This is a genomic window from Liberibacter crescens BT-1, assembly GCF_000325745.1.
Lineage (GTDB): Bacteria > Pseudomonadota > Alphaproteobacteria > Rhizobiales > Rhizobiaceae > Liberibacter > Liberibacter crescens.
Window position 1 is genome coordinate 164,950 of record NC_019907.1, and the last position, 16,809, is coordinate 181,758.

A 16,809-nucleotide genomic window follows, 5' to 3' on the forward strand; every position below is an offset into this window, starting at 1 on the left:
ATTGAATGTTTATAATGAATATTATGGAAGTAAATGGATTATGTCGTATCAAGAAGTGCTTCTTCTTTACGAATTAAACGACTTGGTCTTTCTATTCCTTCTTCTATAATTTCTTTTTCTGTACAAGAAAAAGAGATTCTTAACGTATTTGTACCTGATCGATCGGCAAAGATTTCTTGAATAATGTAGCGGTATTCAGTTTTTCCATTAGCTTCATCCAGATGAACATACCTCCCTCTGGTTTGGTCCATGTTACGCTTTTTGCGTATACTGTGATCTTATTGTTCAAGGTCTAAAATTTTATGTAATTTCAAATTATTATTAAAATTTATTATAAAAAACACTGAAATTTATTATAATGAGGTTATTTTATTTTGTTATAATAAACGAATATTATAACTGCTTTTTGTGTTTTTGTTTTAAGTCTTCTTAGATATATTTTTTATTTTAATAATTTTAGGTAATATGATGTCAAGTGACAGTAGACCTTTACAGGTATCTCGATTTTTATTGATTAGTTTATTTATTTTTAGTTTTAGTGTAACACTTGCTATTAGTCCTTATGTAAATTTAATTATAGATTATAAAAGTTTATTACAATTTTTAGTAATTGTTATCACTATTATTTGTATATCGAATGTTCTTCAGGTTTTTTTTGATTTTTTTCTTCTAAGATCTATCGTTGAAGTTATAGGATGGGGTCTTTGTTTAACCCCTATCATTATCATTTCTACGTATATTGCTATGCATTTTCATCAACCTCTTGTAGATAATACGCTTAGCCTTGTAGATGAAAGGCTTGGTTTTCATTGGATATCTTTTATAAGATTTGTTGATGCCAGACCTTGGCTTTCTTTCTGGCTGAAAGAAAGTTATTCATCTTTCGCATTTCAACTTTTAATTTGGCCTATAATATTGATCTTTTTAAAAATTCCTGAACGTGCTTATATAATGGTGACTTCTTATGGGGTTTTATGTTTTGTATCAAGTATCGTGGCAACTTGGTTCCCAGCTCTTGGGACATATGTATATTATCATATAGACCCAGACACCTTGAAGAATATTGACAGCTTTTATGTGTATCATTTTCTTCAGCAATTCGATGCAGTACGGGATCAGTCACCCTTTCATTTATTATTCCGAGATACTGCAGGAATTATAACTTTCCCGTCCGTGCATGCAGCTGTTGCTACTTTATGTATATGGGCTGCTTGGCCTCTTAAATTTTTAAAGTGGGTTTCTCTTTTACTAAATTTTCTAATGATGGTTTCCGCCGTTGCTAATGCCAGTCATTATTTGATTGATATTATTGCTGGTGCTGTTGTCGCTATTATGTCGATTTCTTTTTTAGTGGCTTTGATTGGAAGAATTACAAAAAGTGACACATTCATTTTTTACAAATTTCAACCTTTAAAAGAAAAAAGTGAAATATTGTAAAATAATTGAATGTTTATAATGAATATTATGGAAGTAAATGGATTATGTCGTATCAAGAAGTGCTTCTTCTTTACGAATTAAACGACTTAGTCTTTCTATTCCTTCTTCTATAATTTCTTTTTCTGTACAAGAAAAAGAGATTCTTAACGTATTTGTACCTGATCGATCGGCAAAGAAAGAACTCCCAGGAACAAAAGCTACTTTTTCACTTTCAAGAGATTGCTTTAATAATGTAGCGGTATTCAGTTTTTCCATTAGGTTCATCCAGATGAACATACCCCCCTCTGGTTTGGTCCATGTTACGCTTTTTGGCATATGCTTGGATAAAGCAGTAAGCATACAGTCGCGTCTATGGCTATAAACTTTTTTAATTTTTTTTAATTGTGCCTCTAATCCATATGAGGCTGCGTAATGCATGGCCATTTGATTTATAGTTGAAACATGAAGATCAGAAGCTTGTTTGATCAAGATAATTTTCTTTATCACTTCTATATTTGCGCAGATCCAACCAATTCTAATTCCTGGAGAAAGGGTTTTAGAAAAACTACCAGTATATATAACCCGTGTTTTATTAATGTGCCCTTTTTGTTTTATCTCAAGAGCAAGAATTGGAGGAATTTTTTCCCCATCAAAGCGTAGTGCTTGATAAGCTCCATCTTCAATAAGAGCAATATCCATTTCATCAATGAAATTGATTAGATTTTCTCTGTTTTTTAAATCAAGTGTTTCTCCTGTAGGATTTGAAAAATCAGAAGAAACATATGCAAACTTCATTTTATTGCGAACATCTTTTCCTGAATCTTTATATGATTTAAGATAAAGAGTTTGATCCAATGATAAACAACTATAGACTGGTTCGTAAGCGTTAAAAGCCATAAGGGCTCCAAGATAAGTTGGTGCTCTTACAAAAGCGGTATCACCAGGAGAAAGGAAAAGTTTTCCTAAATAATCAAGGGCTTGCTGAGATCCAGATGTAATAATAATATTTGCTGCGCTACAGGAGATTCCTATTTCATTCATTTCAGAAGCAATAAACTCTCGTAGGGGCAAGTAACCCTCACTAATTGAATATTGTAATGCAAAAGACCCGTTTTTAGATAAAATACTTTCATACGCTTCTTTAAAAAATTCTTTTGGAAGCAGATTTGCATCAGGAATTCCACCAGCAAATGAAATGATATCGGGGCGTTCTAATAATTTCAAAAGCTCACGAATTTCAGATGAATGCATACGGTTCAAGCGTGTAGAAAACTTTTCTTCCCAATTCAACATAGAAAAATTTCCTTATTAGTGTTTTCTGCGCTGCTTTATAATTTTATAATAATCTATATCTTAAATTGTAACAATAATATAAAATTTTAAAACGCTATACAACTTAAAATTACTTAGTTCGTATCTCTGGTAACAAGACAATTCTTATGAATCCAAGGCATCATATTACGTATGTTTTCACCAATTTTTTCAATTTGATGATTTTTATTTTTGAGTCTCATATCATTAAATCGTTTAGATCCAGAACGATATTCTGCCATCCATTCGGATACAAATTGCCCTGTTTGTATCTTTTTAAGGATAGATTTCATTTGAGCTTTTACTTCATTGGTAATTATTAGCGGACCAGATACATATTCTCCCCATTCAGCGGTATTGGAAATTACATGATTCATATTAGAAATTCCCCCTTCGTAGATAAGGTCTGCAATTAACTTTACTTCATGTAAACATTCAAAATAGGCCATTTCTGGAGCATACCCAGATTCAACAAGTGTTTCAAATCCCGCGCGAATAAGCTCGACTAAACCTCCGCATAATACAGCTTGTTCTCCGAAAAGATCAGTTTCGCATTCTTCTTTAAAGTTTGTTTCAATAATTCCTGAACGGCCACTACCAATAGAACAAGCATAAGAAAGTGCTAAATTAAATGCTGTTCCAGAAGGATTTTGATGAACAGCAACAAGAGAAGGGACTCCTCCACCGCGCATATATTCGCTACGTACAGCATGTCCTTGTCCTTTAGGTGCTATCATTATAACATCAATGCTATCTTTTGGAACAATAAGATTAAAATGTATACTGAGGCCGTGAGAAAATCCTAGAACGGCATTATCTTTTATATTAGGTTTAATAAAGTTTTCGTATATATCAGCATGGGTTTCATCAGGGGTTAGAATCATGATGAAATCTGCCCAAGAAGATGCTTGTTGTATTGACATTACTTGGAGAGCATCATCTTCTACTTTTTTCGTAGTTTCTGAGGATTTTTGTAGGGCAATTCTGATGTTAGTAATCCCACTTTCCTTTAAATTTAAAGCTTGTGCCCTTCCTTGAGATCCATAACCAACTATTGCTATATTCTTTGATTTTATAAGTTCCAAATCAGCGTCATGATCATAATAAACACGCATTATTTATCCTCAAAAAGGACACTTATGTATAAACTATAAATTCTTTGAGCTTTCATGAGTTTAATGCTTTTAAATAAAAATTTAAATTTTTAATAAGCTTTAAATGTTAAAGATCTTTTTGTAAAGTTCTGTTTTAAAATAATAGTTTGTATTTTGAGTATAGGACAGGTCTCCCTTATGAAAAATATAAGTCGGATATCGGAATTCATATGAGTTTTGAGGCTTAAAGAGTATGTCCACAAGCATGGCGAAGTCGCAAAACAGCTTCTTTTGTGCCATACTCAAATGCATCAGCTGCAAATGCGTGACCTACAGAGATTTCAAAGAGATATGGAATCCTTTTGATCAAAGTTGGTATGTTGTTTACTGTAAGATCGTGTCCTGCATTAACGTTGATGGATAGTCTGTTAGCAATGTCAGCGGTTTGAGCAAGTTTTTCTAAAAAGAAAGCTTCTTTTTTAGAATTGTTAAAACATCCTCCGTAAGGGCCTGTATAAAGCTCAATTTGATCAGTTTGTGTTGCTTTAGCGGCTTTAAGAGGTTTTTCTTCTCCATCGGCATTAGCAAAAAGTGAGACATTAGATCCTAAGGCTTTCAGTTGAGAAACAACTGTAGAAAGAAATTCTTGATGCTTGATGAAATCCCATCCGTGATCAGATGTAAGTTGGTCTGGTTTGTCAGGAACAAGGGTTACTTGTTCTGGTTTTATATCTCTGCATAGTGCCATGAATTCTTCACAGGGATATCCTTCAACATTCAATTCTGCATTTGGAAATTCTGTATCTAGTAACTGACGAATATCAGGCAAATCCGAGAAACGAATATGTCGTTGATCAGGTCTTGGATGCACTGTAAGGCCAAAAGCTCCAGCTCTAAGAGCTATTCTCCCTATATGTATTATGTTTGGCCAAGGAAGATTGCGTCGATTACGTATCATAGCAATGGCATTGAGATTAATAGATAATTTGGGAGCCATGGGGGGGTACTATATCACAATAATTTTTAAGAAGAAGGTAATGAAATTTATAATTTTAAATTATTGTTGCAAACTATTGCAAAGTTGATAATAAATCAAGATTATAATAAGGTTACAATTTAATGGTTATAAAATACTAGACTTTTTTTGATGATATGTTAAAATAATATGCTTGTGTAGTTATTTTTTAAATCTACCTAGGCAAAAGTAAAGAAATTAAACAATGTAAACAATGAAAGATGTGAAACGTGCAAGTACTTGTTCGCGATAATAATATTGATCAGGCCCTACGCGCCCTTAAAAAAAAGATGCAAAGGGAAGGTATATTTCGTGAAATGAAGATGCGAGACTATTATGAGAAGCCTTCTGAGAAACGTGTTAGGTTGAAATCTGAGGCTATTCGTAGGGTTAGGAAGCTGGCACGTAAAAATGCCCAGAAGGATGCTGTTAAGTAAGTGATGTTTAAGTTGTTCTTTTTGTGTTTAAGTGTAACTATAGTTTCGGGTTAGTTTTTCATGTATTGCCATTCCTTGAAAGAAAAGAAAGCTTTTATTTGGCGTATTATTTCTTTACCATCTAAATGGTTCTGGTTGTTTTCTGCTCTTATAGTCATAAGTGGTTGTGGGGATAAAGATAATCTTTTTCTTAAAAATGGGATGGATCGAGGTCATGGTTCGCAAGAAAACATTTCTTCTTTAAGTGAAGTGATCAGGTCTAATCCTTTAGATCCTGAAGGGTATAATGCTCGTGGTGTTGCTTATGCTCGTGCTGGAAATTTTCGTGATGCGTTACAAGATTTTAATATGGCCGTTAAGCTTAATCATAGGTACTATGAGGCATATGTAAATCGAGCATTGGTGTATCGTAATATCAGGAAATACAACGAAGCCCTTGCTGATTATGATTTGGCTTTAAAGATTCATCCATCTTATGATGTAGCTTTGATTGGGAGAGGTAATTTATATCGTAAGCTTGGAAGTATTGATAAGGCATTTGCAGATTTTAATAAAGCAATAAATTTAAATACAACTGATGGAAGAGCATGGCATGGTCAAGGTTTAATATTGCAGTTAAAAGGTCAACATGAAAGGGCTATAGAAGCTTTCTCTAAAGCAATCTCTCTCTCTCCGTCATCTCCTGAGCCATATAATGGTCGAGGTGTTTCTTATGTAGCTCTTAAAGATGATGAAAATGCTTTTGATGATTTCAATACTGCTATAAATCTTGATCCAAATCTGGCTGAGTCTTGGTCTAACCAAGCTCTTGTGTATGAGATGAGGGGAGACTACAAAAAATCTCTTCAATCCTACTTGCATGCTTTTAATTTAGATCCTAATTACGCACCTTCTAAAATAGGTTTGGCACGAGTTCGTTCATATATTAAAAATGGTTAAGCAATTTTTATTTATAAACTTAGTTATATTTCTTGATATATGAGAAAAGGTAATTCTTTATGAACAAGATAACTTGTATAATTTTTATTAACAAAGATGTTTAATTGTTATTTTAAATAACAAGGGTGTGTTTTTATCAAATTATCATGCTTTTGCATATAGGTTGTGTTTTTATATAGTCGACAGAATGAGAATTAAGTTAAAAATAAGGTATGTAGTTTTAAAATAATTTAAAAATTGTCTACTTTATTTTTATACTCAATAGTTAGTTATATTGAAATTAAGGATCTTGCTATGCTAAGTAATATTTTGAACCTGAAAACAGGTTCCATCCCTCAAGATGTAACTCAAGGTCCATTTCCTGCTTCAAAGAAGATTAAAATTCAGGGCTCTATTTACCCTGAAGTTCAGGTTCCAATGCGTCAAATTTTTTTACATGATTCTGCAAATGAACCTCCAGTAATAGTTTATGATTCTTCAGGTCCTTACACTAATGACATACCTGATATTAGTGTTGATAAGGGGTTGGTTCGATTTCGTGAAAAGTGGATTTTAGAACGCCAAGATGTTGATTCTTATATTCCCCAATCAGATAAAAAATCTTTTACTCAAGATAAAGATGTTGCTCCTGCTTTTCCTGTAACTCATCGTGTTTTTAGAGCAAAAAAAGATAAATGCGTTACACAACTGGCTTATGCTCGGGCAGGTATTATTACTCCTGAAATGGAATTTGTAGCAATTCGTGAGAACCTTGGACGTAAAAATATGATGCAGGAACAGAAGGGAATAGGTAAATCTAAAAATCGTATTCCTGATTATATAATTCCAGAGTTTGTTCGACAAGAAATCGCAAGTGGACGCGCCATTATTCCTGCAAATATTAATCATCCCGAATGTGAGCCTATGATTATCGGAAGAAATTTTCTTGTGAAAATTAATGCAAATATTGGGAATTCTGCTGTAACATCATCACTATCAGAAGAAGTTGAAAAAATGGTATGGGCAATTCGATGGGGTGCTGATACTGTTATGGACCTTTCTACTGGTCGTAATATTCATAATATTCGTGAATGGATTATTCGTAATTCTCCTGTTCCGATAGGAACTGTTCCATTATATCAAGCTCTAGAAAAAGTTGGAGGTATTGCTGAAGAACTATCTTGGGATGTATTTCGTAGTACACTGATTGAACAGGCAGAGCAAGGTGTGGATTATTTTACTATTCATGCAGGACTAAGGCTCCATTATATTCCGTTAACAATAGATCGCGTAACAGGAATCGTATCTCGCGGTGGCTCTATAATGGCTAAGTGGTGTTTGTATCATCATCGTGAAAATTTTCTTTATGAACATTTTGAAGAGATTTGTGATATCTGTCGAGATTATGATGTTTCTTTCTCTTTAGGAGACGGTTTAAGGCCAGGTTCTATTGCTGATGCTAATGATGCTGCGCAATTTGCTGAACTAGAAACATTAGGTGAGTTAACAAAAATTGCTTGGGAGAAAGATTGTCAGGTCATGATTGAGGGGCCTGGTCATGTTCCTATGCATCAAATACAAGAAAATATGGATAAACAGTTATTAATCTGTAATGAAGCTCCATTTTACACTCTTGGGCCGCTTGTTACTGATATTGCCCCCGGTTATGATCACATAACATCCGGTATAGGTGCGGCAATGATTGGTTGGTTTGGTACTGCTATGTTGTGTTACGTAACTCCTAAAGAACACCTTGGGCTTCCAGATCGTAATGATGTCAAGACAGGCGTTATTACTTATAAAATAGCTGCACATGCTGCTGATTTAGCTAAGGGACATCCTGCAGCACGTCTTCGAGATGATGCTTTATCTCGTGCACGTTTCGAGTTTCGTTGGGAGGATCAGTTTAATTTATCTTTAGATCCTGAAACAGCAAGTGTTTTTCATGATGAGACTTTACCAAAAGAAGCGCATAAGCGTGTGCATTTTTGTTCAATGTGTGGCCCTAAATTCTGTTCAATGAAGATTTCTCATGATATTCGAGCAGTAGCAAAAGAGAAAAACTTTTCTGAAATGAAAACAAAATATCGAGAGGAAGGAGATTTATATATAGCACAATCAAAAAATTCCTAAGAATAGTAATATGAATTAATATAATAATTAGAATTTTAAATGTTTCTTGGGAATAGAGGGTTGTTTTTTGAGTAAAGTAATTTCATTTATCTTGCGTTGATTAAGAAAATAATAAGACTTTTATTAAGTTTTCTGAATTGTTTTTTTATAAAAATAACACTTTTGGTGAAGCAATTCTTTTTTAATATCTTGAAATCTTTTTGGTATTGTTTTTTCGAGATGGGATCTTATTTTTTTTAATTTTTTTTGTATCCTTTAAAAGATTAATGTTTAAAAGGTTAAGGTTTTCTCTTTCTTGTATGTTTTTTTCTTCTGCTAACAATTGGCTATTAAGGAGATCATTCTTTTTATTGCAAATTTTTTCTTTAATATCTGGGAGATTGTTAGAGATATTTTTTTTAGATGACAATGTTTTCATGTTACTGGTTGGATAATGTAAAAATCCTTCAAGCAGTAATTTTTGAGATATAGTGTTACGTTTATTTAAGTCTTCAGTACCTAAAACAACAGCAATAACAGTACGTCCTTTTTGAGTAGCAGAAGAAATTAAATTAAATCCAGAAGAACATGTATAGCCTGTCTTCATGCCGTTTGCTCCAGGAAAGTGTCCAATAAGCCAATTAGAATTAAAGTAATTTTTCTCATGGATTTTGAAACCTGGTAGCGAAAAATAATTAAGGTAGTTAGGGAATTCATTTCTTATAGCTAAAGATAATATTGCCAGATCTCTTGCTGTAGTATAATTATATTGATTTTTTTGTGTAAGGCCGTGAGGATTTACAAAATGAGTAGACAATAGTCCAAGCTTTTTTGCTTCTTGATTCATACGTAAAACAAAAGATTGTTCTGTTTTGCTAAGATTTTCAGCTATTGCTATGGCAATGTCGTTTGCCGATCTAATAAGCATTATTTTTAAAGCGTTATCAAGTGTTAGTTGTGATCCTGGTTGAAAATGCATCTTTACAGGTGGCTGGTTAGCCGCATGCTTACTGATCACAATAGGAGTTTTAAAAGTTACTTGGCCATCTCGTATCATGGAAAAAGCGATATAAGTTGTCATTAATTTGGTAAGGGAAGCAGGATGCCATAACCTTGATGATTCATTTTCAAGTATGATTTTCTTTGTGTCTGCGTCAATCAATATATAAGGGCTTGCGTATGCTTGAAAAATTATAAAACATAAGAATAGAGTAGTTGTTATTAAAGACACAGCATGCTTGAGTCTGTTTTTTTGGGTCGGCATAATTATTAAAATCCTTTTTTAGAATTAAAATTATGTAATATATATTTCTACTATGAGACTATCTGTAGGTTTTAAATATGGATAATTTTAAACTGGGTTAAAATCATATAAATATTTCTTGATGTTGTAGATTAGAAATCTGTATAGATCTTGAAAAATTTTATAGAGCAGCTGTATCTTATAAATACAGGTAATGTTTTTTGTATTATACTATAATATAACTATTGTTATGAGCATTTTTTAAAAAAATATATATAAGATATTAGCTTCACGTAAGAATATGATCTTATAAAAAAAGGATGTCGGGTCTTTTGTTTCATAGGGTTCTCTTTATCAGAATAAAGATATAAAATTATACTACGGAATTTCCATGTCTCAGACTAAAGTAGCACACTTACCAAGATGGGCAGCTATTTTACAGGTTATAGCGAGTATTTTTGGGCTCATTCAAATTGCTTTAATAGCTAAAATTATTGGAGTTGTTGTTCTAGAAAGACAATATAAAGTTGTTTTTATGGTATTGATCTTTTTCATTTCTGGATTAATGAGGTTTGCAATTGATGCTTTAGGGTGTCGGGTTGCTTTTAAGTTTGCCTATTCTTTTGTGTCACAAAAAAGACAGGAAATGCTAGAGCGATGGAGAAATATTTCTCCTCTCGATATTAATTGTCCTTCTTCAGGAAAAGTTGCAAGTGTTTTTAGTGAGCAATCTGAGATGGTAGTATCTTATTTATCACGATTTCAACCCATAGCTTTAAAAGCATGCATATTGCCTATAATTATTTTTTTCTTGGTATTGTATTATTCATGGATAGCAGCGTTTATTCTTCTTATTACAGCACCTTTAATTCCTCTTTTTATGATATTAATTGGTTGGCATGCGAAAGAAGCTAGTCAAAAGCATCTTTCTGAAGTTGGTGAATTAAATGCTATGCTTATTGATCGCTTAAAAGGTTTGTTGACTATTCGTTCTCTTGATGCTGTTGAGATAACGGCTCAAAAATTGAGAGACCATTCTGAGAATTTATGTAGAAGGACAATGGAAGTATTAAAGATAGCTTTTTTATCTTCTGCTGTTCTAGAGCTTTTTTCTTCCTTATCTGTTGCAATGATTGCTGTTTATGTAGGTTTTAGTTTACTAGGTCAGATTAATTTTGGTGCATGGGGTAGACAAATAACATTGTATGAGGGTTTATTTATCTTGTTATTGGCACCAGCTTTTTTTGAGCCATTACGTGAATTGTCTTCTGTTTGGCATGAGAGGGCTGCTGGAGAGGTCGCGCTTAAACAACTTGAAACTTTAGGGAATAGAGCGTTAAGAATGGTCCCGGTAGATCATAAGATGATTTCTTGTAAAGGGCCTCCTTCAGTACATTTGCAAGATATTTGCTTTAGGTATAATAAAATCGACAGGCTTTTATTTAATAAATTTAATCTTTCAGTCTTTCCTGGGGAACATATAGCCTTGTTTGGCCCTAGTGGGTGCGGTAAATCTACTATACTTTCTTTGATTGCAGGATTTGTAATTCCTGAAGAGGGGCATATTAGGGTAGGGAATATTGCAATAAATGGATACACAATATTATCAGCCCGTTCTCGTATGGCATGGGTTGATCAAAATCCGTATTTTTTTTCTGGTAGCATTAAATCTAACCTGCGATTGGCTTTATTAGAAGCCAATGATCAACAGATTTCGAATGCACTGAAGGATGTTTTTTTGGATATTGCCCCAGACACTCTTATTGGAGAAGGAGGTATGGGTCTTTCAGGAGGTGAAGCCTTAAGATTGGCGTTAGCGCGTACCTTGTTAAAACCAAACGTAGATATTTTCTTGATTGATGAACCAACAGCACACTTAGATTCTGAAACAGCTTCCTTCATCACTAAAAGTTTGCTGTCTGTAACCAAAAATCATACATTAATAGTGTCAACACATGATATAAAACTTGCTTCTTTAATGGACCGAGTTATTCCCATTGAAGATATTAAAAATAGTTTGATATGAGAAAAAATTTTTTAAAAATCCTTTATCTTCTATTTTCTGGAAGATATCTCCAACTTTTGATTGCAGGGATATTTTTATCGTTATTGTCAAATTTAGTAGCCATGCTCGTTCTTGGTTTTTCGGGTTGGCTTATTACCTCGACTGCGATAGCAGGTTTTTCGGGTATTACAAAGTTTACTTTTGATATTATTACTCCGAGTGCGGTAATTCGCTTTCTAGCGATTGCGCGTACAATTTCTCGGTATGCTGAACGATATGTAACTCATAATGCTACTCTTTCTGTTTTATCTGATTTGCGTGAGGCTTTATTTCGAGGGTGGGCTGCGCCAAATTCATCAAAGGTTTTAGCAAAAAGACCTGCTCGAATTCTTTTTCGTCTTACCTCAGATATTGATATTCTAGATACTCTTTATTTAAGAGGGTTGGTTCCGATGGTCGTGGCAATTTCTAGCTCCTTTATTTTAGGTGTAGGGTTGTTTTATTTTTCTCCATTATTCGGTATTTTGATCTTTTTATTTATTATCTCTATGGGGTTTGGGTTATCTTTTATTTCTGCTTTCAATTCCTTTAAACCTTGTCGCCGGAGAGCATATGCCATGGAAGCATTGCGTGCTCGTATTATAGATTTTGTCATTGGTAAAAAGGATATTGTAATGTCTGGACGCCTTGATCTGCATAATAAAATCATTTGTAGTGCTGAAAGCCGTTTAGCTCATGCAAATAGTCATTTAAACAAGATTGAAACATATTTAATTTTTGGATTTGGTGCAGTTTCTACTGCGTTTATTTCAATTATATTGCTGAAGTTTGAAAGTTTGGTACAAGAAAACAGCTTTAACATATCTAAAATTGTTTTTTTTATTTTTATAACTTTAGTAGCTATTGATCCTTTTATGGCTTTAAAGCGTGGTATATTAGATCTAGGTTATATTCTTCTTGCTATTCGCCGTATTTCTCCACGATTAACATCAGCTCCTCTTGGTCGTTGTTTCCAAGAACCATCAATTTTTGGATTAGCTGTCCAGCTTTCTGATGTTTGTGTAAGGCATGAAGAAAATCCCAAAGCTGTATTTTCTTGCCTTTCATTAGAAATTAAGAAAGGCGAGCATGTTGCTTTATTGGGATGTAATGGTTCTGGAAAGTCCACTTTATTATCAGTAATTTCAAGAGAAATAAGTTTAGAAAAAGGTATAGCTTTATCTATTAATTCTACTCTATTGCCTCAGCGTTCTGAGCTTTTTTTAGGAAATTTAAGAGATAATTTACAGTTGGCAGCTCCTACTGTGAGCGATGCGGCTTTATATCAGGTATTAGCTGATATAGGTTTAAATATTAAAGAATTGCCATATGGGCTGGATACAAAGCTTGGAGAAGGTGGAATAGGTCTTTCTGGAGGACAATTAAAGAGAGTTGCCCTTGCTCGTCTTTTATTACAAGATACTCCCATGTGGTTGCTTGATGAACCTACTGAAGGTATCGATTCTTCAACGGCACAGGATATTATCGATCGTATTTTATATTATGTTAAGGATCGTACTCTTGTTATTGCAACACATATTCGTCGGGATGCTTTAATGGCAGATCATGTTGTATTGATTGGTAAAGGAAGTATCTCTGATCATTATTATAGAGGTGAGCCTGAATTTGAAGTTGCTTTATCAAATTTAAAATTTCATTAAGGTTTAAGGTGGACGATTTTTATTTCCACATACAAAATTAAATTAATTTGTTAATTTATTTAAAATATCAAGAAGAATAGGATAATTGTAATGGAATTCGATATAGTTACTTTATCAAGGCTTCAGTTTGCTATAACAGCTTTGTATCACTTTTTGTTTGTGCCTTTGACCCTTGGTCTTTCAATTCTTATTGCGATCATGGAAACTGTCTATGTTATGACAGGGAAGCCTATTTGGAAACAAATAACACAATTTTGGGGCAAAGTTTTTGGTGTTAATTTTGTTTTAGGAGTTTCTACAGGGATTGTGATGGAGTTCCAGTTCGGTATGAATTGGAGTTATTATTCTCATTACGTAGGGGATATTTTTGGTGCTCCTCTTGCAATTGAAGGACTAATGGCTTTTTTTCTGGAAGCTACTTTTGTCGGATTGTTTTTTTTCGGTTGGAATAAGTTATCACCTGTAGGCCACTTAGTCGCGACATGGTGTGTGGCTTTTGGTTCTGCTTTCTCGGCATTATGGATTTTGATTGCTAACGGTTGGATGCAGCATCCTGTTGGTTCAGTTTTTAATCCAGAAACCATGCGTATGGAAGTCACTGATTTTTTCTTGGTATTTACAAATTCTGTAGCACAAGCAAAATTTGTACACACAATATCAGCAGGTTACGTGACTGCTTCAATTTTTATCATTGGCATATCTTCGTGGTATCTTCTTAAAAAAAGGTATATAGAGTTAGCAAAAAGATCCATTGTTGTTGCTGCATCCTTCGGGTTAGCATCTTCTTTATCTGTAATTGTGTTAGGAGATGAAAGTGGATATCTTGCTAATGAACATCAAAAAATGAAGCTTGCTGCTATTGAGGCTATGTGGGAAACAGAACCAGCTCCAGCAGCTTTTACAGCTTTTGGTTTTCCTAGTCAAAAAGATCGAGAAACTTATTATTCTGTACGTATTCCTTGGATGATGGGATTTATTGGTACTCGATCTTTGACTCAAGAAATTCCTGGTATTAATCAACTTGTAAAAAATGCAGAAAAACATATAAGAGAAGGGCTCATTGCTTACAATGCACTTCAAGGTATACGAAATGCTTCAAAGCAGGGAAGGAATTCAGAAATAGCGCGTAAAGCTTTTGAAGCTCATGGTCATAATTTGGGTTATGCTCTCTTGCTGAAACGATATGTCGATAATCCTCTTCACGCGACAGATCAACAAATTAAAATGGCTGCTATCACTACAATACCAAATGTTCCAACACTTTTTTGGTCATTTCGCATAATGGTGGCATTAGGTCTTTTCTTTCTTGCTCTTACATTAATTTTTTTCTATCTTTCTATACGGCATAGGATTGATTATTATCCATGGCTATTGAAACTTGCAGTTATATCAATTCCTTTACCATGGATAGCAGCAGAAATGGGTTGGGTTGTTGCAGAAGTTGGACGTCAACCATGGGTTATTGAGGGTATCTTACCTACTGCAGCAGCTGTATCTAATATTGGGGCTATGACCGTTCTTACAACTATTGTTTGTTTTTCTGTAATTTATAGTATCCTGTTCTTTATAGAAATGCATTTGATTATAAAAGTTGTATCTCATGGACCAAGATTGAGTACGAATTAAAGCGCTTAATATTTGAAAAGTAGTAAAAGTAGAGAAGAATAATGATTCTGCATATGTTATTAGATTATGGTAGCTTACGGATTATATGGTGGGTATTGCTTGGTGTCTTGTTAATCGGTTTTGCTATTATGGATGGTTTTGATCTTGGAGTAGCAATCCTTCTTCCGTTTTTGGGTCGGAGTGATGTAGAGCGTCGTATTATTATTAATACTATTGGTCCTGTTTGGGAAGGCAATCAAGTTTGGTTTATTCTAGGAGGAGGGGCAATTTTTGCTGCTTGGCCTGCTGTTTATGCAGTATCCTTTTCAGGGTTTTATATTGCAATGGCTTTAGTGGTTTTTTCTCTTATATTAAGCCCTGTCGGTTTCAAATACCGTTCTATGAAAGAAAGCAAGACATGGCGTCATTGTTGGGATTGTGGTTTATTTTTGAGCGGTTTTGTACCATCCTTAATACTTGGTGTAGCTGTAGGGAATGTTCTTCAAGGCGTACCTTTTCATTTTAATGAAGCTCTTAGAATGTTTTATGATGGTTATTTCTTGGGATTGTTGAATCGATTTTCTTTTCTTTGTGGTTTTTTATCAGTGTCAATGTTTTTAATGCGCGCTTCGGCATGGTTGATGATTAAAACAGAAGGAATGTTAGCTGTGCGTGCAAGTAGATTTGGCTTAATCTCTTCTGTAATTACTTTTATTCTTTTTTCACTTGGTGGTTTCGTTGTTTGGTTTTTTATAGATGGCTATAAAATTACCAGTCCAATTATTTTTGATGCTCCGTCTAATCCTCTTTTAAAAGAAGTAGAAGTTTCTCAAGGTGTTTGGTTTGCAAATTATATCCAATATCCATTTTTTGTTATTTTTCCCATACTTGGGTTGTCAGGAGCGTTATTATCTTTTAACTTTATTAAACGTAATTATTCAACTTTGGCCTTTATAAGCAGTAGTGTATCATTATTTGGAATTATTACGACGGTAGGAGTTTCTATATATCCGTTTATATTGCCTTCTTCTAATGATTTCCATTCTGGGCTTACAATATGGGATGCTTCATCAAGTCATCTTACTCTTTTTGTGATGTTAGGAGTCACAGTTTTCTTTATGCCTATCATTATTGCATATACGACATGGGTATATTATGTCCTTCGAGGAAAGGTAACCGAAGAAACAATTAAGGATAATAATAATCATAGTTATTGATAAGGAGTTTGAGAGATGTGGTACTTTTGTTGGTTATTAGGAATGCCATTTGCAGCTACATTTTCAATTCTTAATGCAATGTGGTATGAAGTTGTTGAGAATAAATCATGGGATGAGCCTTTAGAATAAGCGTTTTGCATTTTTAGAGGAAGTGTGGACTCAAATGTTCTAATTTCTATGGTCAATACAAAATATTATAGCGATAGGTAAGTGTTAACTTTTTATGTGTTTAAGTTGTTCAATCCTATTTTGATAGTACCATTGCCCAATATGGTTGGAAATTTGATGCAGGATCACGTGCTACTGCAACTCCAATAAAAGAATATTGGCCTAGAATATTCTTTAAGTGCTTGGGAGAGTGAATCCAGCTCATAACAGCCTGTTGCACATCTTTTTGGTGATAAGCAATATTTTCTGCTGCAGGTGGAAGTATTCCTTGAGATTTCATTCTCATTCTGAAATTATCACCAAAACCAATAAAATGAGACATTTTATCTGCTTTTGCCATACGTATTGCTTGCATTTGTGCTGCAAAAATAACTTTTTTATGTGCCATCACAGGACGGAGATGATTTTCATGTCTAATTTTATTAACAATCAATAAAGCTTTGTTTGTTTGATTCCAGGCATCTGATAGATTTCCTTGAGGGACTTTTTCGCTGAATATGCATCCTGTTATCCAAAACATAATCATGCAGGTTCCAATAAGATTGATTATGTGCTTTAAGATTAAATT

General features: G+C 33.8%; 15 protein-coding genes. 9 read left to right on the forward strand and 6 right to left on the reverse strand.

What is annotated here, in order from left to right:
• Positions 1-38 precede the first annotated feature (38 nt).
• Positions 39-251, reverse strand: a complete 213-nt coding sequence (locus tag B488_RS00665; protein WP_015272553.1) for a hypothetical protein — start codon at positions 249-251, stop codon at positions 39-41.
• Positions 252-468: 217 nt separating this feature from the next.
• Between B488_RS00665 and B488_RS00670 the strand changes: the two genes are divergently transcribed.
• A complete protein-coding gene (locus B488_RS00670; RefSeq protein ID WP_015272554.1) occupies positions 469-1,437 on the forward strand; it encodes a phosphatase PAP2 family protein in 969 nt (322 codons plus the stop codon).
• Positions 1,438-1,479: 42 nt separating this feature from the next.
• On the opposite strand, the gene B488_RS00675 is transcribed toward B488_RS00670, so the two are convergent.
• The 3 genes from B488_RS00675 to B488_RS00685 all read right to left on the reverse strand — a co-directional run bounded on the left by B488_RS00675 (position 1,480) and on the right by B488_RS00685 (position 4,818).
• Positions 1,480-2,709 carry an aminotransferase-like domain-containing protein gene (locus B488_RS00675; RefSeq protein WP_015272555.1) on the reverse strand — a complete coding sequence of 410 codons (1,230 nt, stop codon included), beginning with the start codon at positions 2,707-2,709 and terminating at the stop codon, positions 1,480-1,482.
• A 113-nt stretch (positions 2,710-2,822) separates the two neighbouring features.
• The gene (gene ilvC, locus B488_RS00680; protein ID WP_015272556.1) at positions 2,823-3,842 is read right to left on the reverse strand and encodes a ketol-acid reductoisomerase; all 1,020 of its coding nucleotides are present in this window, start codon (positions 3,840-3,842) and stop codon (positions 2,823-2,825) included.
• A gap of 223 nt (positions 3,843-4,065) precedes the next feature.
• Positions 4,066-4,818, reverse strand: a complete 753-nt coding sequence (locus tag B488_RS00685) for a pyridoxine 5'-phosphate synthase (protein ID WP_015272557.1) — start codon at positions 4,816-4,818, stop codon at positions 4,066-4,068.
• 248 nt (positions 4,819-5,066) lie between these two features.
• Between B488_RS00685 and rpsU the strand changes: the two genes are divergently transcribed.
• From rpsU to thiC, 3 genes are all read left to right on the forward strand, one after another.
• A complete protein-coding gene (gene rpsU, locus B488_RS00690) occupies positions 5,067-5,273 on the forward strand; it encodes a 30S ribosomal protein S21 (protein WP_015272558.1) in 207 nt (68 codons plus the stop codon).
• A gap of 60 nt (positions 5,274-5,333) precedes the next feature.
• Entirely contained in the window at positions 5,334-6,212 is an 879-nt protein-coding gene (locus tag B488_RS00695; protein WP_015272559.1) for a tetratricopeptide repeat protein, read from the forward strand.
• A gap of 294 nt (positions 6,213-6,506) precedes the next feature.
• Complete coding sequence (gene thiC, locus B488_RS00700) at positions 6,507-8,324, forward strand: phosphomethylpyrimidine synthase ThiC (protein ID WP_015272560.1); 1,818 nt, start codon at positions 6,507-6,509, stop codon at positions 8,322-8,324.
• 181 nt (positions 8,325-8,505) lie between these two features.
• Here thiC and B488_RS00705 read toward each other — a convergent pair whose 3' ends face one another.
• Positions 8,506-9,567, reverse strand: a complete 1,062-nt coding sequence (locus B488_RS00705) for a D-alanyl-D-alanine carboxypeptidase family protein (protein ID WP_015272561.1) — start codon at positions 9,565-9,567, stop codon at positions 8,506-8,508.
• A 370-nt stretch (positions 9,568-9,937) separates the two neighbouring features.
• Between B488_RS00705 and cydD the strand changes: the two genes are divergently transcribed.
• From cydD to cydX, 5 genes are all read left to right on the forward strand, one after another.
• Entirely contained in the window at positions 9,938-11,572 is a 1,635-nt protein-coding gene (gene cydD / locus B488_RS00710; RefSeq protein ID WP_015272562.1) for a thiol reductant ABC exporter subunit CydD, read from the forward strand.
• An 83-nt stretch (positions 11,573-11,655) separates the two neighbouring features.
• Entirely contained in the window at positions 11,656-13,251 is a 1,596-nt protein-coding gene (locus tag B488_RS00715) for an amino acid ABC transporter ATP-binding/permease protein (RefSeq protein WP_187287613.1), read from the forward strand.
• Between the two features lie 90 nt (positions 13,252-13,341).
• Positions 13,342-14,877, forward strand: coding sequence for a cytochrome ubiquinol oxidase subunit I (locus tag B488_RS00720; RefSeq protein ID WP_015272564.1), 1,536 nt, complete (start codon positions 13,342-13,344; stop codon positions 14,875-14,877).
• 41 nt (positions 14,878-14,918) lie between these two features.
• Complete coding sequence (gene cydB, locus B488_RS00725; protein ID WP_041770514.1) at positions 14,919-16,073, forward strand: cytochrome d ubiquinol oxidase subunit II; 1,155 nt, start codon at positions 14,919-14,921, stop codon at positions 16,071-16,073.
• 15 nt (positions 16,074-16,088) lie between these two features.
• Complete coding sequence (cydX, locus tag B488_RS00730) at positions 16,089-16,202, forward strand: cytochrome bd-I oxidase subunit CydX (RefSeq protein ID WP_015272566.1); 114 nt, start codon at positions 16,089-16,091, stop codon at positions 16,200-16,202.
• 115 nt (positions 16,203-16,317) lie between these two features.
• Here cydX and B488_RS00735 read toward each other — a convergent pair whose 3' ends face one another.
• On the reverse strand, positions 16,318-16,767 hold the full coding sequence (locus tag B488_RS00735; protein ID WP_015272567.1) for a CAP domain-containing protein: 450 nt from the start codon (positions 16,765-16,767) through the stop codon (positions 16,318-16,320).
• Positions 16,768-16,809 lie beyond the last annotated feature (42 nt).